A 26,391-nucleotide genomic window follows, 5' to 3' on the forward strand; every position below is an offset into this window, starting at 1 on the left:
CCGGACTCAGCCGAGGAGCGGCTCCAGCAGCAGGGCCGCTCCGAGCGCCGTCAGCGCCGCCCCGGTGCCCGCCTGGAGTACGCGGGCGGCCCGGGGTCGGCGCAGCCACCTGCCGAGCCGGTCCACCAGGAGGGCCACGACCTGGAACCAGGCCAGCGCGATCGCACAGACGATCAGCGCGAGCAGCAGCGTCTTCGGCAGGGCCGAGCCACCCGAGGGCACGAACTGGGGCAGCAGGCTGAGGAAGGTCAGCGAGGCCTTCGGGTTGAGGACGTTGGTGACGAAGCCCTGCCGCAGCGGGTGCGTCGCGGCCGGGGGCACGGACTCGGCGGGACCGGTGACGGGCCTGTGCAGCGACCACAGGGTCCGCAGACCGAGCTGCAGCACATAGGCGCCGCCCAGCAGCTGCAGCGCGCGGAACAGCGCGGGTACGGCGACCAGGACCGCCGCGACCCCGGCCACGGCGAGTGTGGTGTGCACCAGGAGACCGCCGGCGATACCGAGCCCGCAGACCGCGCCGGCCCGGCGGGAGACCAGGGCGTTGCGGACGACCACGGTGAAGTCGGCGCCCGGCATGGCGACGAGACCCGCGGCGATCCCGGTGAAGGCGATGAGCTGTCCGTCCATGGGGCCAGCCTGCACGCCTGCGGCCTTCAGCAGGTATTTCCAATCATCTGAGCCAGCCTTAAGCGATGCTTTAGGCTGGCTCCATGTACGACCCCACCCGGCTTGCCGCGCTGGTCGCCGTCGCGGAGGCGGGCTCCATCACGCGGGCCGCGGACCGGCTCGGATACACGCCGCCCGCCCTCTCGCAGCAGCTGGCCAAGCTGGAGCGGGAGGCGGGCACGGCGCTGCTGGTACGCCACCACCGCGGGGCCCGGCTGACCGAGGCGGGCGAGGTACTGGTGGCGCGGGCCCGGGTGGTGCTGGACGAGCTGGAGCGGGCCCGGCACGAGCTGGCCCGGCTGGCCGGCCTGACGGGCGGGGTGCTGCGCCTCGGCACCTTCCCGACGGCGGGTGTCCATCTGCTGCCGCCCGCTCTGAGCGCGTTCCGCCGGGCCCACCCGGACGTCCGGCTGTCGGTCGCCGACTACGACCCGCCGTCCGGGGTCACCGCGGTGGCGGCCGGAGAGGTGGACCTGGCGCTCACCCACGCCTATCACCCGGCCGAGCCCGCCCCCGTGCCCGCCTCCGTCGCCCTGGAACCGGTCCTGGAGGAGGAGCTGGTGCTGGTGACGGCCCCCGGCCACGCCCTCAGCAGTGCCTCGTCCCGGCTGCCGCTGGAGCAGCTGGCCGGGCAGCCGGTGATCAGCATGGCGCCGCATCATCCGGCCCGGCGTGAGGTGGAGGCGCTGCTCGCCGGGGTGGGCGCCACTCCCGCGCTGCTGGTGCCGACGCCCGGGTACGCCGTCGTGTGCGCGCTGGTCAGTGCCGGGCTCGGAGTGGCCCTCGTACCGGAGATGGTGGCGCGGACCGCGGTCACTCCGGTCGGAGTACGTCCGTTGGAGGGGGGTCGGCTGCGCCGCACGATCTCGGTCGCCTACCGGGCCGAGGAAGTCGCTCCCGCCACGCAGGCGTTCCGGGCCCTTCTGCACGGGGCGTTCGGCCGGGCCCAGCACGCTCCGGCGCGTCAGCGTCCCTCCTTGTGAACTGTCCCCCGGCCGGGTGGGGTTTGCGAAACGATCCGCCGGACGGGCCCTACGGCTCCGGCTGTCCCGCCGTGACCGGCTCGGCCGGGATGGACCAGGGAAGTTCGATGCAGACCGTCTTGCCGCCCTCGCGGGTGGGGCGGATCCGGAGTTTGCCGCCGCACTCCGCGGTGAGCCAGCGGATGATGACCATGCCGCGCCCGTTGTCCTGCTGGACCGCGGCGGGCAGTCTCTTCGGAAAGCGCGGATGACTGTCCGTCACACCGATGCGCAGCTGTTCGTCGCGGTGCAGGGCGATGTCTACGGTGAAGGTGGGTGACTGACCGAGGGTGTGCTGTACGGCGTTGGTGGCGAGTTCGGAGACGATCAGCCGCACGGTGTCGGCCGCGTCGGTGTCCGGTGGCAGACCCCACTCCGCGAGGGTGCCCACCACATAGGAGCGGGCCGCGGAGACCGAGGCGGGATCGCTCGGCAGAGTGACGGATGCTTCCAGATGGTCTGCCATGGAGACGTCGTCCCTTTCCCACGGGCCGCAAGTCCGACGAGGAGCGGATGGTTCGAGTACGGTCCCGCACTGGTGCTTCGTCGCCAGACTGCCACCACCGGGCCGGTCAGGGGAACGATCCACCAAGATATGCATATATCTGTCGCTCAAAGCGGTGAACTCTGCGACGGGAGACCGTATTTGGGCGGCCCGGAAGGAGTAAGGAGTACCCCATGCAGAACGGTCCCGCGGTACGGCGCCGCAAACTCGGCGCCGAGCTGCGCACGCTGCGCACGGGTACGGGACTCACCAGCGGCGAGGCGGCCCGGTTGGTGGGCTGGCACCAGTCGAAGGTGAGCCGCATCGAGACCGGCGCGAGCGGCGTGAAACCGGCCGATGTGCGGTTACTCCTGGATGCCTACGGGGTGCGGGAGGGGCAACTGCGCGAGATGCTGCTGATGTTGGCGGGGTCCGAGGGTGCGGGCGGACGCAGCCGGTGGTGGCACGCCTACCGGGGAATCCTGCCGCCCACCTACCGCGATTTCATCAGCCTGGAGTCGCAGGCGAGCGGGATGCGCACGCTGGAGACCACCGTGGTCCCGGGTCTGCTGCAGACGCCCGAGTACGCCCGCGCGGTGACCCGGGCGGCCGTGGGGGGAGTGGACGAGGAGCGGCTGGACGCGCTGGTGGAGGTGCGGCTGGCCAGGCAGGACGTGCTGCGTTCGGATCCGCCGCTGGCGCTGAGCGCGGTGCTGGACGAGGCAGTGCTCAGGCGTGAGGTCGGCGGGCCGGAGGTGATGGCGCGGCAGCTGGCACGGCTGGTCGAGGCCGCTTGTCTGCCCCAGGTGAAGCTGCAGGTGCTGCCGTTCGGCGCGGGAGCGCATGTCGGCCTCACCGGGCCTTTCGTTATCTTCTCATTTCCGAGCACTTCTGATCTGGATGTGGTTGTTCTGGACCAGTTGACGAGTAGCCTCTATCTGGAACGGAAAGAAGACCTCATGGCCTACTCGGAGGCCTTCAACACCCTTCGGATCTACGCCCTTTCACCCGAGGACTCGTTGGATTACATCGCCGGGATAGGTGACGGCGCGTAAGGAGGCACCATGCCAGCACTGCCTCGGAACGTCCCTGCCAGTACCGATCTGCACGATGTGCGATGGCTGCGCAGCAGCTACAGCACCGGAGCGAACAACTGCGTGGAGACGGCACGGCCGCACTCCGGCCCGTGGGCCGGACTGCTCGCCGTGCGCGACTCCAAGGATCCGGCCAAGCCCGCGCTGCTCTTCTCCCCCGAGAGCTGGGCGGGCTTCGTGACCGCGCTCCGGTGATCCCCTTCCCACCCCACCCGACCGATTCCTACTGATCAGATCCGATCACTGTCGGATCGTTCTCGTGCGACGCACGGCCGTGTCACGCCGACTCATGGTCGCGTCTCGCCGATCACCCGTACAGCGCGTTCGATCTCGGCCCCGGACAGGTCGGCCCGGGCGGTCAGCCTCAGCCGCGAGATGCCGTCGGGCACGGAAGGAGGACGGAAGCAGCCCACGGCCAGGCCTGCCGTACGGCAGTCCGCCGCCCAGCGCACGGCCTGCTCCGGGGAGGGAGCCCGCACCGAGACCACCGCGGCGTCCGGACGTACCGCCTCCAGACCCGCGGCGGTCAGGCGCGCGTGCAGCTCGGCGGCGACCGCGCGGGCCCGTGCGGCCCGCGCCGGTTCGCGGCGCAGCAGCCGCAGCGCCGCCAGCGCCGCGCCCGCGGCCGCGGGCGCGAGGCCGGTGTCGAAGATGAAGGTCCGGGCCGCGTTGACCAGATGGTCGACGACCCGCGCCGGACCGAGCACCACTCCGCCCTGGCTGCCCAGCGACTTGGAGAGCGTGGCCGTGACGACCACGTCGTCGGCGCCCGCGAGTCCGGCCGCCTGCGCGGCGCCCCGGCCTCCGTCGCCCAGCACACCGAGCCCGTGCGCGTCGTCCACGACCAGGCCCGCGCCGTGCTCCCGGCACGCCTCGGCCAGCGCGGCCAGCGGGGCGGCGTCGCCGTCGACGGAGAAGACCGTGTCGGAGACGACGATCGCCGCTCCCTCGTGCGTGGCGAGCGCCTTGTCCACCGCCTCCGGATCGGCGTGTCCGACCACCTGCCTGGTGCCCCGCGCGAGCCGGCAGCCGTCGATGAGCGAGGCGTGGTTGCCCGCGTCGGAGACGATCAGGGAGCCGTGCGGGCCCAGCGCGGTGACCGCGGCCAGGTTCGCGGCATAACCGGACGAGAAGACCAGGGCCGCCTCGAAACCGCAGAAGTCCGCCAGCTCCCGCTCCAGCTCGGTGTGCAGCTCGGTGGTGCCGGTGACCAGCCGGGAGCCGGTGGAACCGCCGCCCCAGAGCCGGGCGGCACCGGCCGCCCCCTCGGCGATCTCGGGGTGACGGGCCAGGCCCAGGTAGTCGTTGCTCGCCAGGTCCAGCAGCGGCGAGTCGGCGGGCCGCGGGCGCAGGGTCCGTACGAGACCGGCGCGGCTGCGCGCCTCGGCCTGCTCGTCGATCCAGCCGAACGCCATGGGTCCTCCGGGGCTTTTGTAGGTAGCGGACAGACCCTAGCGGCACGACCAGCCGCCCAGGGTGTGGCGATACCCACACGATGATCCGTCTCCGTTGTGCAAACTCTCCTTGGCCCGAAGCGGTTCCGTAGGACAGGATCGGACCTCATGGACCTGCTGAACACGCTGGTGGACAAGGGGCTGCGGCGCGAGGTGCCGACCCGCGAGGAAGCACTCGCCGTGCTCGCCACCTCCGACGACGACCTGCTCGATGTGGTGGCCGCGGCCGGCAAGGTGCGCCGGCACTGGTTCGGCCGACGCGTGAAACTCAACTACCTGGTCAACCTCAAGTCCGGCCTGTGCCCCGAGGACTGCTCCTACTGCTCCCAGCGCCTCGGCTCCAAGGCCGACATCCTCAAGTACACCTGGATCAAGCCCGACGAGGCCTCCCGGGCGGCCGCGGCGGGCCTGGCCGGAGGGGCCAAGCGGGTCTGTCTGGTGGCCAGCGGACGCGGCCCGACGGACCGGGACGTGGACCGGGTCTCCCAGACCATCAAGGCCATCAAGGACCAGAACGAGGGCGTCGAGGTGTGCGCCTGTCTCGGTCTGCTCTCCGACGGCCAGGCCGAGCGGCTGCGCGAGGCGGGCGCGGACGCCTACAACCACAACCTGAACACCTCCGAGGCCACCTACGGGGACATCACCACCACCCACACGTACGCCGACCGGGTGGACACGGTGAACAAGGCGCACGCGGCCGGGCTGTCCGCCTGCTCGGGTCTGATCGCCGGTATGGGCGAGAGCGACGAGGACCTGGTGGACGTGGTCTTCTCGCTGCGCGAACTGGACCCGGACTCCGTTCCGGTGAACTTCCTGATCCCGATGGAGGGCACCCCGCTCTCCGCGGAGTGGAACCTCACCCCGCAGCGCTGCCTGCGCATCCTCGCGATGGTCCGGTTCGTCTGCCCGGACGTGGAGGTGCGCATCGCGGGCGGCCGCGAGGTCCATCTGCGCACGATGCAACCGCTCGCCCTGAACCTGGCCAACTCGATCTTCCTCGGCGACTACCTGACCAGCGAGGGCCAGGCGGGCAGGACCGACCTGGAGATGATCGCGGACGCCGGGTTCGAGGTGGAGGGCACCGACGAGGTGACGCTGCCGGAGCACCGGGTGGACGCCGCCCGGGGCGGGTGCGGGTCGCACGAGAGCGCCGGGTGCGGATCCGTCTGCGGCTCGCACGAGGGAGCGGACGTGTGCGGTACGGCCACGGTGCCCGCGGTGAACGAGCCGCGCACCGACCTCGTCGCCGTGCGCCGCCGGGGCGCCGGAACGGACCTCGCACCCAATGCCTGACCTGCCCGGCCCGAACGTGCCCGAGCTGCTGGAGCTGGACCGGCGGCATGTGTGGCATCCCTACGGCCCGATGCCGGGGCGTGCCGAACCGCTCGTCGTGGAGTCGGCGAGCGGGGTGCGGCTGCGCCTCGCCGACGGCTCGGGCGAACTCGTCGACGGCATGTCCTCGTGGTGGTCGGCGATCCACGGCTACAACCACCCGGTCCTGAACGAGGCGGTGCACGCGCAGCTGGGGCGGATGAGCCATGTGATGTTCGGCGGGCTCACGCACGAGCCCGCCGTACGACTCGCGAAGCTCCTTGTCGACATGTCACCAAGCGGCCTGGAGCATGTGTTCCTGGCCGACTCCGGGTCGGTGTCGGTCGAGGTCGCGGTGAAGATGTGCCTGCAGTACTGGCGCTCGCTCGGCCGGCCCGGCAAGCAGCGGCTGCTGACCTGGCGGGGCGGCTATCACGGCGACACCTGGCAGCCGATGTCGGTGTGCGATCCCGAGGGCGGGATGCATGAGCTGTGGACCGGTGTGCTCCAGCGCCAGGTGTTCGTGGGCCCGCCTCCGGCCGAGTACGAGGAGTCGTACGCGGAGGAGCTGCGCTCGACGATCGAGCGGCACGCCGATGAGCTGGCCGCGGTGATCGTGGAGCCGGTGGTGCAGGGCGCGGGCGGGATGCGGTTCCACTCCCCCGGGTATCTGCGGGTGCTGCGCGAGGCGTGCGACGCGCACGACGTGCTGCTGGTGTTCGACGAGATCGCCACCGGTTTCGGCCGCACCGGAGCGATGTTCGCGGCGGAGCACGCCGCCGTGACGCCGGACGTGATGTGCGTCGGCAAGGCACTGACCGGCGGCTATCTGACGATGGCGGCCACGCTGTGCACCGCGCGGGTGGCGGACGGCATCTCGCGGGGCGAGGTGCCGGTGCTCGCCCACGGGCCGACGTTCATGGGCAATCCGCTGGCGGCGGCCGTCGCCTGCGCCTCCATCGAGCTGCTGCTCGGACAGGACTGGCTCGCCGAGGTCAAGCGGATCGAGGCGGGGCTGCGCGAGGGGCTCGCTCCGGCCGCGCGGCTGCCCGGTGTGAAGGACGTCCGCGTCCTCGGCGCCATCGGGGTCGTCCAGCTCGACCACGAGGTGGACATGGCCGCGGCCACCCGGGCCGCCGTGCGGGAGGGCGTGTGGCTGCGCCCGTTCCGCGACCTGATCTACACGATGCCGCCGTACGTCACCGGGGACGCGGACGTGGCACGGATCGCACACGCGGTGTGCGCCGCGGCGCGGGAGGGCTGACATGCGGGTACTGATGATCACGGGGACGGGCACGGAGGTCGGCAAGACGGTCACCACCGCCGCCGTCGCCGCCGCGGCGCTCGCCACCGGGCGTTCGGTGGCCGTGCTGAAGGCCGCGCAGACGGGGGTCGGGCCGGACGAGCGCGGGGACGCGGACGAGGTCGCGCGGCTCGCGGGTGCGGTGACAACCTCCGAACTGGCCCGCTTCCCCGAGCCGCTCGCGCCGGGCACGGCGGCCCGGCGGGCGGGCATGGCTCCGGTGCATCCGCACGAGGTGGCCGAGGCCGCGGCCAAGCTGGCCACCGAGCACGATCTGGTGCTGGTCGAGGGCGCGGGCGGGCTGCTCGTGCGCTTCGACGCGGCGGGCGGGACGCTGGCGGACGCGGCGCGGCTGCTGGACGCACCCGTGCTGCTCGTCGCCTCGGCCGGCCTCGGCACGCTCAACATCACGGAGCTGACGGCTCGTGAACTGGGCTCGCGCGGGCTGCGGTTGGCCGGTGTGGTGATCGGCAGCTGGCCCGGCGCCCCGGACCTCGCCTGCCGTTGCAACGTCGCCGATCTGCCGGAGGCCGCCGGCGCTCCGCTGCTCGGCGCGCTGCCCGCCGGGGCGAGCGCGCTCGCGCCCGCCGACTTCCGCACGGCGGCCCCGACGTGGCTGGCGCCACGCCTGGAGGGCACGTGGGACGCGGAGGCGTTCCGGGTCCGGGAGGCGCCCTGAAGCCCGGAGAGAACGTGAGTTCGCATGCCGAATGTGTGACCTTTACGGCTGTGGCTTGTTGGGCGGGGTGACGGATCGTCGGCATGGGGCTGGGGCGTCCGGCGTCCCGGCGGGGGTGCGACGGGGTTTCCCGGGGGACAATCAGCGTAGGGCCCGACCTTTCCGGGAGGTTGCCATGCGGTTGTCGTCGACCGGTTCCGCCACGATGGCGCGGGGCCCTGTCCACCACCCGCTGTTCGCGCGCTACTACGCCCGGCTCAGCGTGGCCGCCGAGACCCGGTTCGGGATGGCCGGGACGCGCGAGCGGCTCCTCGCCGGGCTGTCGGGGCGGGTGATCGAGATCGGTGCCGGCAACGGGCTGAACTTCGGGCACTATCCGGGGACCGTCGCGGAGGTCGTCGCGATCGAACCGGAGCCGCTGCTGCGGAAGTTGGCCCTGCAGTCGGCCCTGCGCGTCCAGGTGCCGGTCGATGTGGTGCCGGGGGCGGCGGAGGCGCTGCCGGTGAAGAGCGAGGCCTTCGATGCCGCCGTGCTGTCGCTGGTGCTGTGCAGCGTGCGGGACGTGCCGCGGGCGCTGGGCGAGGTACGGCGGGTGCTCAGACCGGGCGGCGAGGTGCGGTTCTTCGAGCACGGCCGGGGCGGCGGCCGGGTGATGGGGCTGACCCAGCGCGTCCTGGACCGGACGCTGTGGCCCGCGCTGAACGGCGGCTGCCATCTCGCCCGGGACCCGGTCGCCGAACTGCGCGGGGCCGGGTTCGAACTCGGCCCGTACCGGCGGGTGTCGCTGCCGGAGAAGGGGCCGAAACTGCCCACCTCTTACTGTGCGCTGGGGACGGCCTGGCGGCCGGGCGAGCCGGTCGCGCGGTGATCCGGCGGTCCGGCCCGCCGCCGGTCACAGGCTCCAGCGGCGCAGCTCCCGGGCGATGTCGTCGATGCCCGCCTCGCCGCTCTTGACCAGCCGGGCGAGGTCGCGGACCTGCTCGGGCGAGGTGACCACCTTCAGACCGCTGGCGACCAGATAGGCGTAGGCGACGGCCGAGGCGAACAGGGCGTTGGAGCGCTCCAGCGCCGGCACGTGGACGAGCAGCTGGAGCAGCGCGGCGGCGCGGGCGTGCGGGGTGTCGTAGACGGGCACGTCGAATATCTCCGCCCGGTGGCGGGCGACGGCGGCGACCAGGGCGCCCCAGTCGGTGACCTGCGGGTCCCCCGGCGTCTTCTGTTCGGCGAGCATGAGCAGCCAGGCGAGATCGATGCTGAGTTCGTTCAAGGGATCAGCTGCGGTCTTCGCCGGAGTCGGTGCCGCGCGCCTCGCCGAACTCCTCGGCGAACACGGACTCGTACTGCTTCATGAAGTCGGCTGCGGCGTCCACGAAGGTGCGGCCGGCCTCCCCGGTGTCCTGTCTGACCAGCTCTTCTATGTAGCGGTTCACGCTCATGCCGCGGGCCAGGGCGCGCTCGCGGGCCGCGCGGGCGGTGCCCTCGTCCACGCGCACGTTCAGCTGGGTCTTCGCCATGCTTCGACGCTAGCGCCGATGTGCTAGCAGCGGCAAGGGCGCACGGGCCCCCGTGCGGCCGTCCCCCGGCTTGGTGAGCCTGGGGGGATTCCGGCTGTGCGACGGGTCACACTAGTCTCGGCCGGTACGAGGGAGTCGACGACCGGGAGGCGGTCTTGTCCACACCTGCTGCCGAACACGCGCCGGGCCGGGCGCGCGACGGCTCTATCGCGGCCCGCGCCAGCGGGCTGACCAAGGCTTACGGCTCCGGCGAGACGACCGTGCTCGCCCTGGACTCGGTGGACGTGGACATCGCGCGCGGTCGCTTCACCGCCGTGATGGGACCCTCGGGCTCGGGGAAGTCCACCCTGATGCACTGCCTGGCGGGCCTGGACAGCGTCTCGGCCGGGCAGATCTGGCTCGGCGACACGGAGATCACGGGCCTGAGGGACCGGGAGCTGACCCGGCTGCGGCGGGACCGGATCGGCTTCATGTTCCAGTCGTTCAACCTCATCCCGACGCTCACCGCGGCCGAGAACATCACGCTGCCCATGGACATCGCCGGCCGCAGGCCCGACGAGACGTGGCTGGAGCAGGTCATCGACACGCTCGGGCTGCGAGGGCGCCTGACGCACCGCCCGGCGCAGCTCTCGGGCGGTCAGCAGCAGCGGGTCGCCTGTGCCCGGGCGCTGGCCTCCCGGCCCGAGCTGATCTTCGCCGACGAGCCGACGGGCAACCTGGACTCGCGGGCCGGGCTCGAAGTGCTGGGCTTTCTGCGCCGCGCCGTGGACGACCTCGGGCAGACCGTCGTCATGGTCACCCACGACCCGGGCGCGGCCGCCCACTCCGACCTGGTGCTCTTCCTCGGCGACGGGCGGATCGTGGACCAGATGGAGCAACCGACGGCGGACGCCGTACTGGAGCGCATGAAGGCGTTCGACGTGGTGCGCGGACGGCTCGGCGACGGCAGCACCGTCCAGGAGGGCTGACCCCGTGCTCAAGGCGACCTTGCGGAGTTTCCTCGCCCACAAGGGCCGGCTGGCGCTGTCCGCGCTGGCCGTCGTGCTGTCCGTGGCCTTCGTCGCGGGCAGCCTGATCTTCTCCGACACCGTCACCCGCACCTTCGACCGGCTGTTCGCCTCGACCTCCGCCGACGTGACGCTCGAACCGAAGCAGGACCTGAAGTCCTCCAGGGCCGCGGGCGCGGTCGAGACCGTGCCCGCGGCCCTGAAGGACCGGGTGGCGAAGGTCGAGGGGGTCGCGGCGGCGCACGCGGACGTGTCGGTGGAGAACGTGGTGGTGGTCGACGGCCACAACAAGTCCGTCGGCCCGACCACCGGCGCCCCGACCATCGCCACCTCCTGGTACGTCACCCACCGCAGCCCGGTGAAGCTGACCTCCGGTCATGCGCCGCGCGGCGCGGGCGAGGCACTGCTCGACGCGGACACCGCGGACAAGAGGCACGTGCGCATCGGCGACACCCTGACCGTGCAGGCACAGCCGGGCACGTTCCGGGTTCGGGTCGTCGGCATCGCCACGTTCACCACCACCAACCCGGGCGCGGCCCTGGTCTTCCTGGACCCCGCGGTGGCCGCCCGTGAGCTGCTCGGCTCCGCCGGGCGAGCCACCAGCATCTCGGTGGACGCGGCCCAAGGAGTGACCGACGCGGAACTCAAGCGCCGCGTCGGCGAGACGATCGGCACCGGCACCTACGACCTGAAGACCGCCGGCGAACAGGCCAAGTCGGCCGCGGCCCAGCTCGGCGGGTTCCTGGATGTCATCAAGTACGTGATGCTGGGGTTCGCCGGCATCGCCGTGCTCGTCGGCGTCTTCCTGATCGTCAACACCTTCTCGATGCTCATCGCCCAGCGCACCCGCGAACTGGGCCTGCTGCGGGCCCTGGGCGCCGACCGGCGCCAGGTGCGGCGGTCGGTGCTCACGGAGGCGGTCCTGCTCGGCGTGACCGGTTCGACGCTGGGCCTCGCGGCCGGGATAGGGCTGGCGTTCGGGCTGATCCGGCTGATGAGCGCGTTCGGGATGAATCTGAAGGCCACGGAGATGGTCATCGGCTGGCCGACACCCGTGGCGGCGTACGCCGTCGGGGTCGGTGTCACCTTCGTCGCCGCGTACCTGCCCGCGCGGCGCGCGGCGGCCGTCTCGCCGATGGCGGCGCTGGCGGACGCCGAAGTCGCCGGTGTGGGCAAGCCGTTGAAGGTACGGGCGATCGTCGGCGGGGTGGTCGGGGCGGCCGGTGCGGCCGCCCTGGCCGGGTCCGCGGCGGCCACGAAGACCGCGCCCGCGGCCGCACAGCTGGGCCTGGGCGTGGTCCTGACGCTGATCGCGACCGTGATCGCCGGTCCGCTGCTGGTGCGGCCGGTGATCCGTGTCCTCGGTGGCGCCTTCCCCGCGGTGTTCGGGTCGGTGGGCCGGATGAGCCAGCGCAACGCCCTGCGCAATCCGCGCCGCACCGGCGCCACCGCGGCCGCGCTGATGGTGGGCCTGGCGCTGGTCGGCGGGATGTCGGTGGCCAGCGCCTCGATGTCCGCCTCGTTCGACCAGCGGATCGACAAGACGCTGGGCGCCGACTTCGTCGTCCAGAACGACAACTTCATGCCGTTCACCAAGGAGATCACGGACAAGGTGCGCGGCACCGAGGGCGTGCGGCTCGTCGTACGGCAGCGGTACGCGCCGGTGGCCGTCCGGCTCCCCGACGGCAACCGCGTGACGACGACCGCCGCCGGCTACGACCCCCGGATCGAGGAGGTCGCCCATGTGACGTACACGGCCGGGAGCGGCGCGGCGGCGCTCGCGGACGGCGGGCTCGGCATGGACGCCGACTTCGCCAGGGACCACGACGTACGCCTGGGCAGCACTCTGCCCGTCGAGTTCCCCGGCGGGCACCGGGCCGAGATGCGGGTGGGCGCGCTCACGAAGCAGGGCGGCGGCGACGGGTTCGGCATGCAGGGCGGGCTGTTCTTCGGCATCGGCACGGTCGAGAAGTACGTACCCGGCGGCCAGGACGGCACCCTCTACGTCAAACGGGCCTCCGGCACCGGTGCCGACCTGCTGCGCTCCCGTCTGGAACGGACCCTTGAGCCGTATCCGCAGGTACGGGTCCGCGACCAGGCCGACTACAAGAAGCTCGTGCACGACCAGATCGCCGTGCTGCTGTACCTGGTCTACGCGCTGCTCGGACTCGCGATCGTCATCGCGGTGCTCGGTGTGGTCAACACCCTCGCCCTGTCGGTGGTCGAGCGCACCCGGGAGATCGGGCTGCTGCGCGCGATCGGGCTCAGCCGGCGGCAGTTGCGCCGGATGATCCGGCTGGAGTCAGTGGTGATCGCGGTGTTCGGCGCCGTCCTCGGCCTGGGGCTGGGGCTCGTGTGGGGCGTGTGCGTCCAGCGGGTACTGGCCCTGCGGGGCATGACCGCGCTCGCGTTCCCCTGGGGCACGATCGTCGCGGTGGTGATCGGCTCGGCGGTGGTGGGGATCGTGGCCGCCCTGCTGCCGGCGCTCAGGGCGTCGCGGATGAACGTGCTGGCGGCGATCGCGCACGAGTGACGCTCCCGCGCGGGCGTGATGGAATCGGGGATCCGGACGCAAGTCACGTGCAGCCGAGGAGAGTTCATGCCGCGCCCGTTCCGCTTCGGAGTCAACCTGCTCACGCCGTCGCCCGCCGCCGAGTGGCGGGCCAAGTGCCGCCGCGCCGAGGAACTGGGGTACGACGTGATCCTGGTCCCGGACCACCTCGGCATGGTCGCGCCGTTCCCGGCGCTGGCGGCGGCCGCCGAGGCGACCGAGCGGCCCCGGCTCGGCACGTTCGTGCTCAACGCCGGCTTCTGGAATCCGGCGCTGCTGGCCCGTGAGGTCGCCACCACGGACGCGCTGACCGGCGGCCGTCTCGAACTCGGGCTGGGGACCGGCTACGTCCCGGCAGAGCACGAGACGGCCGGGCTGCCGTTCGGCTCGCCGCGCGAGCGGGTGAACCACCTGCGGCACACGGTGCGGGAGCTGGACCGGCTGCTCGGCTCCGAGGAGCACCGGCCCCGCCCCGCGCAGTCCCGGGTGCCCCTGCTGATCGGCGCCAACGGCGACCGGATGCTGCGCCTGACGGCCGAGCACGCGGACATCGCGGCCTTCACCGGGGCACGGCCGGGAGCCACCCCGGGTTCGCTCGCGCCGCTCACCGCCGAGGAGCTGGACGAGCGGGTGGCGCGCTACCGGAAGCTGGCGGCGGACCGGGCGGAGCCCGCCGAGCTGAACCTGCTCCTCCAGCTCGTGGCCGTCACCGACGACCCGGAGCCGGCCCTGAAGCCGCTGCTGGAGCGGCAGCCCTCGCTGAGCCTGGACCAGGCGCTGGCGCTGCCGATCGTGCTGGCCGGGCCTCTGGAGGACGTCGTGGAGCGGGTGCGGGCGCAGCGGGACCGGTTCGGGTTCTCGTACCTGACCGTCCTGGAGCCGTGCATGGAGGCGTTCGCGCCGGTGATGGAGCGGCTGCGGTCCGCATGACGGAATGCGCGGGCCGCCGCGGCTTCATGTGATGGGGTGATCGCATGACCGAGCTGCGCATACGTTCCGCCCTGCCCGCCGACCTCGACGCCGTGCTGGCCTTCTGGAGGACGGCCGCCGAGGGCACCAGCATCAGCGACGACCGCGCCGGGGTGGAGCGGCTGGTCGACCGTGATCCCGAGGCGCTGATCCTCGCCATGGGGAGGGACGGTGAACTGATCGGCACGGTGATCGCGGGCTTCGACGGCTGGCGCTGCCATCTGTACCGGCTCGCGGTGCATCCGGACCGGCGGCGCCAGGGCATCGGCTCGGCGCTGCTGGCCGCCGCGGAGGAGCGGTTCGTGCGGCTCGGCGGGCGGCGCGGGGACGCGATGGTGCTGGTCCGCAACGAACGGGCACACCACGCCTGGCGTGCGGCCGGGTACGCGCCCGAGGAGCGGTGGCGGCGCTGGGTGAAGCCCCTCACGGACTGACCCCCGAGGACACTTTGCCCATCCTTTACCATTGAGGGAGCACTCGGCCCTCCGTGAAAGGTTGTGAGCGTCCGCCGATGGACGAACCTCCCGGTGCGCACCACCGCGCGCCCCTCCCCGGCCTGTCCGATCATGGGACGGGGGTGACCCGATGACCGAAGTGCTGCTCCTCGTGGTGGCGATCCTGCTCTCGCTCGCCTGCGGCGCCTTCGTGGCGGCCGAGTTCTCCCTGACCACGGTCGAGCGCGGCGAGCTGGAGCGGGCCGTCGCACGCGGCGAGCGCGGCGCCTCCGGCGCCCTGAAGGCCGTGCGGAACCTGACCTTCCAGCTCTCCGGCGCCCAGCTCGGCATCACCGTCACCAATCTGGTGGTCGGCATGCTCGCCGAGCCGTCGATCGCCAAACTGCTCGCCGGCCCGTTCGAGGCGCTCGGCCTCTCGGCCACGACGGCGAGCTCGGTCGCGCTGATCCTGGGCACGGGCCTGTCCACGGTGTTCCTGATGGTCGTCGGCGAACTGGTGCCCAAGAACTGGGCGATCTCCTCGCCGCTGGCCGTGGCCAAACGGGTGGGCAATCCGCAGCGCTGGTTCAGCGCCGCCTTCCGCCCCTTCATCACGCACCTCAACAACACGGCCAACCACATGGTGCGCCGCTTCGGCCTGGAGCCCGCCGAGGAGCTCGCCTCCGCGCGCGGGCCGCAGGAGCTGGCCGCCCTCGCCCGGCACTCCGCCAAGGCGGGCGCGCTGGAGGCGGACACCGCCGAGCTGTTCCTGCGGACGCTGAACCTGGCCGACCTGAGCGCGCAGAACGTGATGACCCCGCGCGTCCAGGTCGTCGCCCTGGACACCCAGGCGACCTGCGAGGACGTGACGAACGCGACCCGGGCCACGGGCCTGTCCCGGTTCCCGGTCTACCGCGGCAGCCTCGACTCGGTCGTCGGCATCGCCCACATCAAGGACGTCCTGGCGCTGCCCGCCAAGGACCGGCCCCGCCGCTCGGTCGCCCAGGTGATGCGCGAGCCGCTGCTGGTGCCGGAGTCCCTCACCGTCGACCGGCTGCTGGACCGGCTCTCCGGCAAGCGCACCATGGCCGTCGTCATCGACGAGTACGGCGGTACGGCGGGCGTGGCGACGCTGGAGGACATCGTCGAGGAGGTCGTCGGCGAGGTGCGGGACGAGCACGACCCGCACGAGACGCCGGACCTCGCTCCGGCCGGCGCCGACGAAGCGGGCCGGGCCCTGTACTCCGCGGACGGCGCCGCCCGCACCGACCAGCTCGCGCGCGTGGGCCTGCGCGCGCCCGAGGGGCCGTACGAGACGCTGGCCGGCCTCGTCGCGACCGAGCTGGGCCGCATACCCGGGGTCGGGGACCGGGTGGAGGTCGCCGGCTGGCGGCTGGACGTGGTGGACGCCGCCGGGCACCGGGCGGCCCGCGTGCTGCTGCACGCGCCGCTGGACGACGAGAAGAGCGACGAGAAGACGGACAAGAAGACGGAGCGGACCCGATGACCGCCGTTCAGCTGCTGATCGGTCTGGCGACGCTGGTCGTCAACGCCTTCTTCGTGGGCGCCGAGTTCGCGCTGATCTCCGTGCGCCGCTCGCAGATCGAGCCGCTCGCCCAGGAGGGCGACCGGCGCGCCAAGAGCGTGCTGTGGGGCCTGGAGCACGTCTCCGCGCTGCTGGCCGCCGCGCAGCTGGGCATCACGCTGTGCACCCTGGTCCTCGGTGTGGTCGCCGAGCCGGCGATCGCGCATCTGCTGGAGCCGGTGTTCCACGCGGTCGGCGTGTCCAAGAGCGTGGGCCACGGGGTGTCCTTCGTGATCGCGCTGTCCCTGGCCACCTATCTGCACATGCTGCTGGGCGAGATGGTGCCCAAGAACGTGGCGCTCGCCGAGCCGGTGCGCAGCGCGCTGCTGCTCGGCCCTCCCCTTGTCGCGCTGTCCCGGGCGCTGCGCCCGGTGATCTTCGCGATCAACGCCTTCGCGAACGGGCTCCTGAAGCTGCTCAGGGTGGAGGCCAAGGGCGAGGTCGCGGCGACCTTCACGGACACCGAACTGGCCGAGATCGTCAGGGACGCCAGCCAGGCGGGCCTGATCGACGACCGTGCGCAGGAACGGCTGCACGACGCCCTGGAGCTGGGCCGCAGGCCGGTGCGGGACGTGGTCGTACCGCTGGAACGGGTGGTGTACGCGCGCGTGGGCGTCACGGCGGAGCAGCTGGAGCGGCTGTCGGCCGAGTCGGGCTTCTCCCGGTTCCCGGTGGTCGACGAGGGCCGCCGGATCGTGGGCTACCTGCACGTCAAGGACGCCCTGGACGCCTCACCCCGGAACGTGCCGTTCCGGCTGCGCGACATGCGGCCCATCGCGCGCGTCCGCGAGAACACCCCGCTGGACGACGTGCTCACCGCCATGCGAGGCAGCGGTACGCACCTCGCGGGCGTGCTGGGCGACGACGGGCGGCTGGGCGGCCTGGTGACCATGGAGGACGTCCTGCGGGAGCTGTTCGGTCAGCCCGCGTGAGCCGCCCCGGGGTTCCGAGGGCGACCGACCGGCGGGTATGGAGCCGGGATACCATCGCTGTCGCCATGCAGACGAATCCCGCATCTCCGTCGTACTCCAGCCTGGTCGCGGTAGGCGACTCCTTCACCGAGGGCATGTCCGACCTGCTGCCCGACGGCTCCTACCGCGGCTGGGCCGATGTCCTCGCCGCCCGGATGGCCGCCCGCGCCTCCGGGTTCCGGTACGCCAACCTCGCCGTGCGCGGGAAGCTGATCGGGCAGATCGTCGACGAGCAAGTGGGCGTGGCGGCGGCGATGAACGCCGACGTGATCACGCTGGTCGGCGGCCTCAACGACGCGCTGCGCCCCAAGTGCGACATGGGCCGGGTGCGGGACCTGCTCACCGAGGCGGTCGAGCGGCTGGCACCGAGCTGCGGGCAGCTCGTGCTGATGCGCAGCCCCGGCCGGCGCGGTCCGGTGCTGGAACGGTTCCGGCCACGGATGGAGGAGTTGTTCGCCTGCGTGGACGACCTGGCCGCGAAGCACGGCGCCCTGGTGGTCGACCTCTACGGGGCGCCGTCGCTGGCCGACCCGCGGATGTGGGACGTGGACCGGCTGCATCTGACGGCCGAGGGGCATCGCCGGGTCGCGGAGGCGGTGTGGCAGACGCTCGGCCACGAGCCCGAGGACACCGAGTGGCGCACGCCGATGCCGCCCACCGCGCGGCCGGACTGGGTGTCGCGTCGCGTCGCGGACGCCCGGTTCGCCAAGCAGCACCTGCTGCCGTGGATAGGCCGGCGCCTGACCGGCCGGTCCTCCGGGGACGGCCGGACAGGCGCCCAATTCAGCGCTGAGCTAGACAAAGCCTTCTGGGTCAGCCCTGCGGACCACACGAACCCCGGCCCTGTGACGGACTGGCGACAGGTCGGACACTAACCCGGAGCCCCGCCCGGCTGCTATGCACCGATTAGGCGCGGGGCCTCCCCCGCACGACACCTACAGCCGACGGACCGACGTCACGCCACGAGTCGTACGGCATCCTGAGCAAGGACCTGCGCCCAGCCGACCTCAACGACCGGCCGCCTGTAGCTCACGGCGAGCCCGGAGCGTGTGATGAACTCCACCAGTTCGCATCGCAGCACACCCAAGGCCGGAACAGCCTCCACGTCCAGGGCAGCAGCCAACGCGGGGAGCTCGGCAGCAAGTTCCCACAAGATGGAAAGTCTCACCAGGCTCACGCATCATCATCCGAAGCGAAACGGCCCCCCTGCCATCCAGCAAGACAGGAACGCGATCGCAGCGAGTCAGGACCTCAAGGACATGTTCGTCGCCGGTGTCCAACAGCTGCGGCACACCTCCATAGCACCCACCCAGAGCGTCAGCGATCGCATGGTCCTCCGTCGTGATGCGCCACGCCGACACCGCAATGGGCCTTCCACCTCGCTGTCGCACCACATGGAAGCGGCCCACGGGATCGGCTGCGGATACTCGCGGCAGATCCGCCCCATCGTCGTCGAGCTTCTGATCCCCGCTGGGGCTATGGTGCGGGTGGGGAGCCATGATCTTCCTCCGGCGGCGCGATGTTCAGAGGCTCCGAGGATCCAAAGTACTCACCGCTTGGCCTAACGGCGCCCCAACCGCGCACCTACGCATTACGAGGGCCCGCAAGATCGTGACGGCGGATCCCAGCACCTGACCAGACATCCTGTTTTGCCAGGTCAGAGACGTGCGGCCTGGATCCCCACGGCACCCAGTCCACCGTGTGCCGGGACGTCCGCTCACGCATCGCTCACACAAGAGAGGCGCTTGGAGAGCATTTCCCGAGCGTGGTGGCCAAACGAGCCACGGCGATGTCGGGGTGCCAGTTTCAGGCGGGAGCTGCGGAGGATCATCGTGTGGCTGGTACGGCCGGTGCCATCTTCGGTGATGACGAGGTCATCCTGGGTGGTGCGGTAGAAGTCCCTCTGTCCGGACGCGTCATGCCCTGCTGCACACGCTGGCGCGCTCCGGCCTGCGGGGCTCGCTCAGCGAGGGCGAACTGGCTGTTCGGCTCTCCGAGTTCCCCCCGAAGGCCGCGCTCGTCGTCAATGCGCTGCTGACCCAGGCTGGGAGGCCGGTGCAGAACAGTCCCAGGATGCGAAGTCCTGGCGAACCCCGTCGGTGTATCGGGGGCAGGCCGGTGTCGCTGGAAGGGAAGTTGTACAGGCGTGCTCTACCAGTAGTGGCGTCGGCCGCCGACCGCGTGGCCGAGGGAGCCGAGGAGGAACAGGACGACTCCGATGAGGAGCAGGATGATCCCGATTGTCCACAGGATGCCGATGTTCAGGACGAATCCGACGACGAGCAGGATGATACCCAGTGCGATCACGGCGTTCTTCTTTCTCTCCGGCCGGTGTGCCGGCCGCTGTGAGGCGGGATGCCGTTCATTTCCTTGACCCGTTGCGCCTCGCCTCACGGGTGTGTTTGTCAGGTGGTGAGCAGGCGGTTGAAGAACGAGCGATAGTGGCGCAGGGCCCTGCGCAGAGCTTCGGTGTCGACCTGCTCGCCTCGGCTCCACTGCTCTTCGAGGTTCTTCTTGTGCTCGTCGAACGTCGCGGCGAGCGTCTGCATGACCTTGGCGACCAGGTTGTCCGCGGCCTGTACCGCCTGGCGAGGATCGTCAACGAAGGCGCCCTGGATGTTCTCCCACTCCTTACGGAAGCCTTCCTCGTCCTGCGATGTCAGCAGTTGCGGCATCTCGTCGGCGTCTGTGGTCCGTGCGCCCGCCGCCTCGTCCGCCGTGGGGGTGGCCCCGTCGCGGGACGCGAGGTCGTCGGCCGCATCCGTTCTGTCGTCGCCCTCGCTCGGGTAGACCGGGGGCGGTGGAGTGGTGTTCGACGCGGCGTCGGCCTTGCGGGGCTGGGCGAGGTCCTCCGTGGACAGCCCGCTGTCACGAGTGTGCGGTGTGTCGTCGCGTTGCATGTCTCCTCCGTGTCCGTTCGGTCCCGGCTGCCCGCAGGTCAGGCCGGGGCGTGGCGGGTCTGGCCGCCGTCGGAGAGAAGTTCGTCGAACAGCGCCCGGTAGTGCACCATGGCGCCGCGCAGTTGCTCGGTGGTGGCCTTGTGACTCGCGCTGAGTGTGTCGATCTCGTGGGCGGCTCGGTAGTGCTCGAGGGTGCGGCCGTGCTCGACGGAGAGATCCTTGAGCTGCTGGTCGTAGCTTTCGGTGGGGTAGCCGCGGTCCTGCATCAGGGAGGTCACCAGATGGTCCGCGTCGTGTACGGCGTCCTCGGGCCGGTCCACGAACTCGTGCTGCACGTGGTCCCAGTCCCGTGAGTAGCGCTCGCGGAGACGGTCGGGCAGAGGCTTGATGTCGAGTTTGTCGTGCCGTTTCTCGCGTGCGCTGAGCTCCCGTTCGGCGGCGAGCCTGCTGTCGGCGCCGTCGACGGTCCGTTCGTACTCGGGGCCGAAGCGCCGGCGCAGAGCCCGGTGCCGCAGGAAAAGAGCCAGGGCTGCGGCAATCAGCACGACGACCACTGCGACGGGAATGACGATCGCCAAAAGCATGCCGGTAGACATCTGACCGACCTCCTCATGGATGGGCGATATCCGCTGTGTTCCCAATTTGTGTTAATTGGTGTTTCACAGTCGGACTTTGGGCCTCCTCCCTGCGGCAGGCGCCGACGCATGAGATCCGGAACGCAAGCCCGGCTTCAGCATCGGGCTCTCAAGACCGATCCCAGCAGCTCAGATCCCGCCGGCCCAAACCTCCCTGACAGCGAATGCCGGTCCGCCGCCGGTGTTGCGTGTTCTGGCGACGGCTGCGGTGAGCTGCTGCTGGACCCGGTCGGGCAGGGGCGCGCCTTGGACGGTGGTGACGACGTCCTCGGCGAGGCGGTGCAGTTTCGTGTTGGTGTTCTGGGACGCTGTGACCAGTACCTGCCACGCCTCGTCGGGGTTCAGACCGAAAGAGGCCATGAGGATGCCGCGTGCCAGGTCGATGTCCGGGTGGGTGCGCAGCGCGCGCCTCAGCTGGACGACTTCGGTCCGCAGGAGGTCGTCGTCGGTTTCTTCGCGCGGCGGCCCGGACTTTCGGGCGGGCGGGTCAGCATGCTCGTGGGCGGGGGAGAAGAGGCTGTGGGTGTCGGTATAGGTCAGCAGTCGTTCGACGGCGGGGCTGGCCGTGGTGACCGTGACCGTCTTCCCCGCCGCGACTGCGTCGCGGCGAGCGGCCAGCAGCACGTTGAGTGCAGAGCAGTCCGCGAAGTGAAGTTCGCTGAGGTCCAGGTCCACACCCTCGGCCGACCGCATGATTGCATCGCGCAGGGCGCGCCGGAGGCTCTGGCAGTTGTCGAGGCAGAACTCTCCGCTCACGGTGACGGTCACGCGGATCCCGGCCGGCCCTGCCCGCACCGGCAGCGCGCCGGTGGACGGTGGTGTGCGGTCGGCTTCGTCGCTGGCGAGCGGTGTGTCCGGGGACGGTGGCGTCGTCATGCTCGCCTCCTCCGGTGCTCCGGGTTGTTCTTCTCCAGGCTCAGCCGCCTCTGCGTGACACGTCAACCCCTACACGAATTTATCTTCGTGTTTTTGAGTGCGTGAACGTGTGGTCGTAACATGGAGTCGTGACGGAGGTCCATGGAGTGCCCGAGCCGCACACGGGGTGGACGTTTCTGACCAATCACGCGCGCGTGCTGGCCAGCATCGCCGACGACCACCACGCGCGGGTCCGTGACATCGCGGCGCGATGCCGGCTCACGGAACGGGCCGTCCAGAAGATCATCGCGGACCTGGAGCAGGACGGATACCTCTCCCACACCCGCCACGGCCGCTCCAATCGGTACAGCATCGACCCGGACAAGGTGCTGCGCCACCCGGCCGAGGAGGGCGTGACCGTGGCCTGCCTGCTGTCGATGCTGGCCAGGGACGAGGACGAACGCCACGGCGCCAGCGACCATCCCCGGCCCGGTTCGTGAGGGGATGCGGTCTGCCGCGACCTACAAGTTCTGCCCGCCGGTCAGGGAATGAGCCGCCGGTTGGTTGTCCGACGACGAGGAGACCGTGATGGAACCTTAGGCGACGGCGCGAGAGCCCACCCATCGGACACCCCCTGGGCCACCCCTAGGCCCCTCTAAGCGGTTCACCAAAGCCGCTTAGTATCCCGAGTCGGAGATTCTCAGGTAGTTCTCGACCGGGCACAGGATGTTCCAGCCGTCGCCTACGCGGGCCGCAGGCTGCGCCACTACGCGCTCGACCGCCAGCCGGGACCCGGGAGAACTACCGAAGAACTTCTGACTCGGGACACTAGCGCCGCTTGCGCTTCTTCTTGCTCCGGTTGTCGGCGCTCGGCTTGGCACCGCTCGGCCGGCCGGGCGCCGTCGGGTTCGCCGCGGCCTCACGCAGGCCGATCCGGCGAGTCTGCCAGACAGTCAGCTCCCACAACCCGATCGCGACGCCGACTCCCACGACACCGACGGGGAGGGAGCTGAAGTCGGCATCGGCGGGCTGCGGGGCCAGCCAGCCGCTCGGGTCCACCAGCAGGTCCTCGGTGGTGCCCGCGTCCTCCTTGCCGTTGCAGCCCATGCCGACGATGTCGGCGTGGTCCATCGGCCTGCCGTCGGTCCGCTTCAGCCTGCAGTGGTAGATCGGGCCGGTCTTGCCCTCGGTGGTGTACACCGAGGTGATCCGCACCTCGGTGCGCCGCCCCTGGCTCTGCATCAGCGCGGCCTGAAAGACCAGCCCGGAGCCGAGCGCGACGGCTAGTCCAGTGATCAGCCCGGCGAAGAACACCCACCCTTTGGTCGCGGTCGCCATCAGCACCGCGATCGCAAGGGCCACGGTCAGCACACCGAGGATCAGCGCCGCCGGAAACCAGTCGGGGCTGGTGCCGAGCACGCCGATGCCCACCATCAGCAGGGGGACGAGCGCGGCTATGCGAGCGAGCCGCCGCACCACGTGCGGGGGCCAGGCCACGTTCTTCCGGGACCCGGGCGCCATCAGCGGCCCTCGAACCGGCGCAGCCCGACCCGCCGGGACAGCCAGACCAGCAGCTCGAAGAGCACCAGTACCACCAGCAGGGCCCACGCGGCGATGTCGATCCCGCTGTAGTCCGTCTCGGCCAGCTCCGGCGCCGTCCAGCCGTGCGGGTCGACGAGCACGTCCTCGGTCTGCCCGACTTCCATCGGCCCGTCGCAGGAGTCGTTGCCCAGCTCGGCGTGCTTGAGCGGCTTGCCGTCCACCCGCCCCAGAAGGCAGGTGTACTCCGGCCCGTGCTTGCCCTGGTACGTCTTCACCGAGGTGACCCGCACCTCCACCCGCTGCCCTTGGTGCGCCATCACCTCCGCCTGCAGCACCGGCCCCGGCCCGGACAGCGCGGCGATCCCCACGATCACCCCGCCGACGATCAACCACCCGTTCGGCGCTGCGATGACCATCAGCGAGAGAGTCGCGATCAGCGCGAAGGTCCCGAGCACCAGTCCGAGCCCGCTCCAGTCCGGATTGGCAGCCAGCAACGACAGCCCGACGATCACCGGCGGACCGAAAAACGCCATCGTGGTGAGGCGGCGGACCTGCCGGGACGAGGTGGCGGTGGCTGTTCGAGGCACGGCGTCAGTGTGACGAACGGGGTCGTCAGGCTGAGGAGCGGGGTCCGTTACTACAGTCGCGCTCTCGATGAGCACCTGTGATCCGAGCGATGTGGCATGCCTGGCGCACCGGGCACCGGCCCTGGCATGAGGAGATGTTCTGGCCCGGCGAGCGTGCGATGGCCTACTTCTGTTCCTGCGGTGAGCAATTCTGGCCCCTCACGAAGGAGGCGTCGTACCCCGACTGGCGCGACAACCCGGTCCGCAGGGAGCGAGCCGAATGACCTGAACCGATGGAGCGCACGTATGGGTGAGCAGGGCGACCTGCTCGTCCTGGTCGACGAAGTTCGCCGGTTCGCTGTCGCGGCATCCGGCGACGGGCTCCCGCCGAAGCGGCCGGAGCTGCTGCCGTAGGAGGCTCAGGCGTAGCGTCCCTGCCATGACCACCCGAGTGATCAGCGTCAGGGGCCGGATCCACGAGTTCGGCTCCCGGCTGGAACACGCTCCCGCGGACGTCGTCTACGTCGGCCGCCGCTGGACCATGGGAGGCTGGGACCTGCCCCGGCACCCGCTGTACAACCCGTTCGCCTACGACACCCCGAAGAAGAAGCGGGACGGCACCCGGGCCGAGGTGATGGCGATGTACCGGGCCCGTCTGCTGGAGCGCCCGGAGCTGCTGGACCAGGTCCCGGACCTGCGCGGGAAGACGCTGGCCTGCTGGTGTGCGCCGGAGCCGTGCCACGCCGATGTGCTGGCGGAGCTGGCCGAGGCCTCCGGCGGCACCGGCGTGGCGCGGCTCTCGTAGCTTCCACCGAACAACCCCATGGCGCTGGCCTGCACGAACCGCCAGTAGAATCTGGACACGTGACTTCTGCGCCCGCCAAACCCCGCATCCCGAACGTCCTCGCCGGACGCTACGCCTCCACCGAGCTCGCCACGCTCTGGTCGCCCGAGCAGAAGGTGAAGCTGGAGCGGCAGCTCTGGCTCGCCGTGCTGCGGGCCCAGAAGAACCTCGGCATCGAGGTGCCGGACGAGGCGATCGCCGACTACGAGCGCGTCCTCGACACCGTCGACCTGGCCTCGATCGCCGAGCGCGAGAAGGTCACCCGGCACGATGTGAAGGCGCGGATCGAGGAGTTCAACGACCTCGCCGGACACGAGCACGTGCACAAGGGCATGACCTCGCGTGACCTCACCGAGAACGTCGAGCAGCTGCAGATCCGGCTGTCGCTGGAGCTGATGCGCGACCGCACGGTGGCCGTCCTCGCGCGCCTCGGCAAGCTGGCGGGCGAGTACGCCGAGCTGGTCATGGCCGGCCGCTCGCACAACGTGGCCGCGCAGGCCACGACCCTCGGCAAGCGCTTCGCGACCGCCGCCGACGAGCTGCTCGTCGCCTACGGGCGGGCCGAGGAGCTGCTGGCCCGCTACCCGCTGCGCGGTATCAAGGGCCCGGTCGGCACCGCACAGGACATGCTGGACCTGCTGGGCGGGGACGCGGCGAAGCTGGCCGAGCTGGAGGACCGGATCGCCGGGCACCTGGGCTTCTCGCAGGCGTTCACCTCGGTCGGCCAGGTCTACCCGCGCTCGCTGGACTACGAGGTCGTGACCGCGCTGGTGCAGCTGGCGGCGGCACCGTCCTCGCTGGCCAAGACGATCCGGCTGATGGCCGGGCACGAGCTGGTCACCGAGGGCTTCAAGCCGGGCCAGGTCGGCTCCTCGGCGATGCCGCACAAGATGAACACCCGCTCCTGCGAGCGCGTCAACGGCCTGATGGTCATCCTGCGCGGCTACGCCTCGATGACCGGTGAGCTGGCGGGCGACCAGTGGAACGAGGGCGACGTCTCCTGCTCGGTGGTGCGCCGGGTGGCCCTTCCCGACGCGTTCTTCGCCCTCGACGGCCTGCTGGAGACCTTCCTGACCGTCCTCGACGAGTTCGGCGCGTTCCCCGCGGTCGTCGCCCGCGAGCTGGACCGCTACCTGCCGTTCCTCGCCACCACCAAGGTGCTCATGGGCGCCGTGCGGGCCGGGGTCGGCCGCGAGGTCGGGCACGAGGCGATCAAGGAGAACGCCGTCGCCACCGCGCTCGCCATGCGCGAGCAGGGCGCCGAGCGCAACGACCTGCTCGACAAGCTCGCCGCCGACGAGCGCCTCCCGCTGGACCGCGAGCAGCTGGCCGCGCTGATGGCCGACAAGCTGTCCTTCACCGGTGCGGCGGCCGACCAGGTCGGCGTGGTCGTCGGCCGGATCGAGGAGATCGTGAAGCAGCGTCCGGAGGCCGCCGGCTACACCCCGGGAGCGATCCTCTGACCCGCTTCACCCAGGCGGAACTGGAGGCCGCCCGCGACCGCCTCGTCCCCGACGTGGTCGCGGACGGTCTCCATGTGCTGTTCTGCGGCATCAACCCGGGTCTGATGACGGCCGCCACGGGCCATCACTTCGCCCGCCCCGGCAACCGCTTCTGGCCGGTGCTGCACCTGTCCGGCTTCACCCCGCGGCTCATGAAGCCGGTGGAGCAGCGCGAACTGCTGTCGTACGGGCTGGGCATCACCAATGTGGTGGCCCGGGCGACCGCGCGGGCCGACGAACTCACCACGGAGGAGTACGTCGAGGGCGGGCGACTGCTGACGGCCAAGGTGACGCGACGGCGGCCGAGATGGCTGGCCGTGGTGGGGGTGACCGCGTACCGGGCCGCCTTCGGGGACCGCAAGGCTCAAGTGGGGCCGCAGGAGCGGACCGTCGGCGAGACGCGAGTGTGGGTACTGCCCAATCCCAGTGGGCTGAACGCGCACTGGACGGCGGCGACGATGGCAGAGGAGTTCGCGCGGCTGCGCGAGGCCGCGCAGGCCTGA

General features: G+C 71.2%; 31 protein-coding genes. 19 read left to right on the top strand and 12 right to left on the bottom strand.

The genetic code is table 11. From position 1 onward, the window contains the following. Positions 1-6: 6 nt before the first annotated feature. Complete coding sequence (locus AVL59_RS31735) at positions 7-627, bottom strand: LysE family translocator (protein WP_067311400.1); 621 nt, start codon at positions 625-627, stop codon at positions 7-9. Positions 628-710: 83 nt separating this feature from the next. Here AVL59_RS31735 and AVL59_RS31740 point away from each other — a divergent pair, with 83 nt between their 5' ends. Beyond that, positions 711-1,649: a LysR family transcriptional regulator gene (locus tag AVL59_RS31740; protein ID WP_067311403.1), complete on the top strand. Its 939-nt coding sequence runs from the start codon at positions 711-713 to the stop codon at positions 1,647-1,649. Between the two features lie 49 nt (positions 1,650-1,698). Here the strand turns inward: AVL59_RS31740 and AVL59_RS31745 are convergent, their stop codons facing one another. Beyond that, the gene (locus tag AVL59_RS31745) at positions 1,699-2,154 is read right to left on the bottom strand and encodes an ATP-binding protein (RefSeq protein ID WP_067311404.1); all 456 of its coding nucleotides are present in this window, start codon (positions 2,152-2,154) and stop codon (positions 1,699-1,701) included. 212 nt (positions 2,155-2,366) lie between these two features. Between AVL59_RS31745 and AVL59_RS31750 the strand changes: the two genes are divergently transcribed. Next, positions 2,367-3,227 (top strand): helix-turn-helix domain-containing protein, encoded by an 861-nt coding sequence (locus tag AVL59_RS31750; protein ID WP_067311407.1) that lies wholly within the window; start codon positions 2,367-2,369, stop codon positions 3,225-3,227. A 9-nt stretch (positions 3,228-3,236) separates the two neighbouring features. Then, on the top strand, positions 3,237-3,461 hold the full coding sequence (locus AVL59_RS31755; RefSeq protein WP_067311409.1) for a DUF397 domain-containing protein: 225 nt from the start codon (positions 3,237-3,239) through the stop codon (positions 3,459-3,461). 92 nt (positions 3,462-3,553) lie between these two features. On the opposite strand, the gene AVL59_RS31760 is transcribed toward AVL59_RS31755, so the two are convergent. Further along, complete coding sequence (locus AVL59_RS31760) at positions 3,554-4,681, bottom strand: 8-amino-7-oxononanoate synthase (RefSeq protein ID WP_067311412.1); 1,128 nt, start codon at positions 4,679-4,681, stop codon at positions 3,554-3,556. Between the two features lie 147 nt (positions 4,682-4,828). Between AVL59_RS31760 and bioB the strand changes: the two genes are divergently transcribed. The 4 genes from bioB (at position 4,829) to AVL59_RS31780 (ending at position 8,881) form a co-directional block, all read left to right on the top strand. Further along, entirely contained in the window at positions 4,829-6,013 is a 1,185-nt protein-coding gene (bioB, locus tag AVL59_RS31765; RefSeq protein ID WP_067311415.1) for a biotin synthase BioB, read from the top strand. Next, a complete protein-coding gene (locus AVL59_RS31770) occupies positions 6,006-7,295 on the top strand; it encodes an adenosylmethionine--8-amino-7-oxononanoate transaminase (protein ID WP_067311417.1) in 1,290 nt (429 codons plus the stop codon). Before bioB ends, AVL59_RS31770 begins: the two co-directional genes overlap by 8 nt. 1 nt (position 7,296) lies before the next feature. Further along, positions 7,297-8,013 carry a dethiobiotin synthase gene (gene bioD, locus AVL59_RS31775; protein WP_067311420.1) on the top strand — a complete coding sequence of 239 codons (717 nt, stop codon included), beginning with the start codon at positions 7,297-7,299 and terminating at the stop codon, positions 8,011-8,013. 175 nt (positions 8,014-8,188) lie between these two features. Then, positions 8,189-8,881 carry a class I SAM-dependent methyltransferase gene (locus AVL59_RS31780; RefSeq protein ID WP_067311423.1) on the top strand — a complete coding sequence of 231 codons (693 nt, stop codon included), beginning with the start codon at positions 8,189-8,191 and terminating at the stop codon, positions 8,879-8,881. A gap of 24 nt (positions 8,882-8,905) precedes the next feature. Here the strand turns inward: AVL59_RS31780 and AVL59_RS31785 are convergent, their stop codons facing one another. Together AVL59_RS31785 and AVL59_RS31790 are read right to left on the bottom strand one after the other, a co-directional pair. After that, the gene (locus AVL59_RS31785; RefSeq protein ID WP_067311426.1) at positions 8,906-9,280 is read right to left on the bottom strand and encodes a fic family toxin-antitoxin system, toxin component; all 375 of its coding nucleotides are present in this window, start codon (positions 9,278-9,280) and stop codon (positions 8,906-8,908) included. Positions 9,281-9,284: 4 nt separating this feature from the next. After that, positions 9,285-9,527 carry a toxin-antitoxin system, antitoxin component gene (locus tag AVL59_RS31790; RefSeq protein ID WP_067311429.1) on the bottom strand — a complete coding sequence of 81 codons (243 nt, stop codon included), beginning with the start codon at positions 9,525-9,527 and terminating at the stop codon, positions 9,285-9,287. A 155-nt stretch (positions 9,528-9,682) separates the two neighbouring features. Here AVL59_RS31790 and AVL59_RS31795 point away from each other — a divergent pair, with 155 nt between their 5' ends. From AVL59_RS31795 to AVL59_RS31825, 7 genes are all read left to right on the top strand, one after another. Next, positions 9,683-10,495 carry an ABC transporter ATP-binding protein gene (locus AVL59_RS31795; protein ID WP_067311432.1) on the top strand — a complete coding sequence of 271 codons (813 nt, stop codon included), beginning with the start codon at positions 9,683-9,685 and terminating at the stop codon, positions 10,493-10,495. Positions 10,496-10,499: 4 nt separating this feature from the next. Beyond that, a complete protein-coding gene (locus tag AVL59_RS31800) occupies positions 10,500-13,067 on the top strand; it encodes an ABC transporter permease (RefSeq protein ID WP_067311435.1) in 2,568 nt (855 codons plus the stop codon). 66 nt (positions 13,068-13,133) lie between these two features. Then, positions 13,134-14,015 (top strand): LLM class F420-dependent oxidoreductase, encoded by an 882-nt coding sequence (locus AVL59_RS31805; protein WP_067311438.1) that lies wholly within the window; start codon positions 13,134-13,136, stop codon positions 14,013-14,015. A gap of 44 nt (positions 14,016-14,059) precedes the next feature. Beyond that, positions 14,060-14,488 carry a GNAT family N-acetyltransferase gene (locus AVL59_RS31810; protein WP_067311441.1) on the top strand — a complete coding sequence of 143 codons (429 nt, stop codon included), beginning with the start codon at positions 14,060-14,062 and terminating at the stop codon, positions 14,486-14,488. Between the two features lie 151 nt (positions 14,489-14,639). After that, a complete protein-coding gene (locus AVL59_RS31815) occupies positions 14,640-15,995 on the top strand; it encodes a hemolysin family protein (protein ID WP_067311444.1) in 1,356 nt (451 codons plus the stop codon). Then, positions 15,992-17,005 carry a hemolysin family protein gene (locus AVL59_RS31820; RefSeq protein WP_067311447.1) on the top strand — a complete coding sequence of 338 codons (1,014 nt, stop codon included), beginning with the start codon at positions 15,992-15,994 and terminating at the stop codon, positions 17,003-17,005. The genes AVL59_RS31815 and AVL59_RS31820 overlap by 4 nt, the downstream gene beginning before the upstream one ends. A 65-nt stretch (positions 17,006-17,070) precedes the next feature. Next, positions 17,071-17,919, top strand: coding sequence for an SGNH/GDSL hydrolase family protein (locus AVL59_RS31825; RefSeq protein ID WP_067311450.1), 849 nt, complete (start codon positions 17,071-17,073; stop codon positions 17,917-17,919). 80 nt (positions 17,920-17,999) lie between these two features. Here AVL59_RS31825 and AVL59_RS31830 read toward each other — a convergent pair whose 3' ends face one another. The 5 genes from AVL59_RS31830 to AVL59_RS31845 all read right to left on the bottom strand — a co-directional run bounded on the left by AVL59_RS31830 (position 18,000) and on the right by AVL59_RS31845 (position 21,455). Beyond that, complete coding sequence (locus AVL59_RS31830; protein ID WP_159400147.1) at positions 18,000-18,197, bottom strand: hypothetical protein; 198 nt, start codon at positions 18,195-18,197, stop codon at positions 18,000-18,002. A 998-nt stretch (positions 18,198-19,195) separates the two neighbouring features. Beyond that, on the bottom strand, positions 19,196-19,351 hold the full coding sequence (locus AVL59_RS53335) for a DUF6131 family protein (protein ID WP_099053157.1): 156 nt from the start codon (positions 19,349-19,351) through the stop codon (positions 19,196-19,198). Between the two features lie 98 nt (positions 19,352-19,449). After that, entirely contained in the window at positions 19,450-19,944 is a 495-nt protein-coding gene (locus tag AVL59_RS31835; protein WP_067311455.1) for a hypothetical protein, read from the bottom strand. 38 nt (positions 19,945-19,982) lie between these two features. After that, on the bottom strand, positions 19,983-20,540 hold the full coding sequence (locus AVL59_RS31840) for a hypothetical protein (protein ID WP_067311458.1): 558 nt from the start codon (positions 20,538-20,540) through the stop codon (positions 19,983-19,985). 168 nt (positions 20,541-20,708) lie between these two features. Further along, positions 20,709-21,455 carry an ANTAR domain-containing protein gene (locus tag AVL59_RS31845; RefSeq protein ID WP_067311461.1) on the bottom strand — a complete coding sequence of 249 codons (747 nt, stop codon included), beginning with the start codon at positions 21,453-21,455 and terminating at the stop codon, positions 20,709-20,711. Between the two features lie 128 nt (positions 21,456-21,583). On the opposite strand from AVL59_RS31845, the gene AVL59_RS31850 reads away from it, so the two are divergent. Next, positions 21,584-21,934, top strand: a complete 351-nt coding sequence (locus tag AVL59_RS31850; protein WP_079147112.1) for a helix-turn-helix transcriptional regulator — start codon at positions 21,584-21,586, stop codon at positions 21,932-21,934. 328 nt (positions 21,935-22,262) lie between these two features. Here the strand turns inward: AVL59_RS31850 and AVL59_RS31855 are convergent, their stop codons facing one another. Together AVL59_RS31855 and AVL59_RS31860 are read right to left on the bottom strand one after the other, a co-directional pair. Further along, on the bottom strand, positions 22,263-22,955 hold the full coding sequence (locus tag AVL59_RS31855; protein WP_067311465.1) for a hypothetical protein: 693 nt from the start codon (positions 22,953-22,955) through the stop codon (positions 22,263-22,265). Continuing rightward, on the bottom strand, positions 22,955-23,563 hold the full coding sequence (locus AVL59_RS31860) for a hypothetical protein (protein WP_159400148.1): 609 nt from the start codon (positions 23,561-23,563) through the stop codon (positions 22,955-22,957). The genes AVL59_RS31855 and AVL59_RS31860 overlap by 1 nt, the downstream gene beginning before the upstream one ends. A 77-nt stretch (positions 23,564-23,640) precedes the next feature. On the opposite strand from AVL59_RS31860, the gene AVL59_RS52735 reads away from it, so the two are divergent. The 4 genes from AVL59_RS52735 (at position 23,641) to mug (ending at position 26,391) form a co-directional block, all read left to right on the top strand. After that, a complete protein-coding gene (locus tag AVL59_RS52735) occupies positions 23,641-23,826 on the top strand; it encodes a hypothetical protein (RefSeq protein ID WP_159400149.1) in 186 nt (61 codons plus the stop codon). A 155-nt stretch (positions 23,827-23,981) separates the two neighbouring features. Beyond that, positions 23,982-24,347 carry a DUF4326 domain-containing protein gene (locus AVL59_RS31865; protein WP_067311469.1) on the top strand — a complete coding sequence of 122 codons (366 nt, stop codon included), beginning with the start codon at positions 23,982-23,984 and terminating at the stop codon, positions 24,345-24,347. A gap of 59 nt (positions 24,348-24,406) precedes the next feature. Continuing rightward, complete coding sequence (gene purB, locus AVL59_RS31870) at positions 24,407-25,849, top strand: adenylosuccinate lyase (protein WP_067311470.1); 1,443 nt, start codon at positions 24,407-24,409, stop codon at positions 25,847-25,849. Further along, positions 25,846-26,391, top strand: coding sequence for a G/U mismatch-specific DNA glycosylase (mug, locus tag AVL59_RS31875; protein WP_079147471.1), 546 nt, complete (start codon positions 25,846-25,848; stop codon positions 26,389-26,391). Before purB ends, mug begins: the two co-directional genes overlap by 4 nt.

It is taken from the genome of Streptomyces griseochromogenes (assembly GCF_001542625.1).
GTDB lineage: Bacteria > Actinomycetota > Actinomycetes > Streptomycetales > Streptomycetaceae > Streptomyces > Streptomyces griseochromogenes.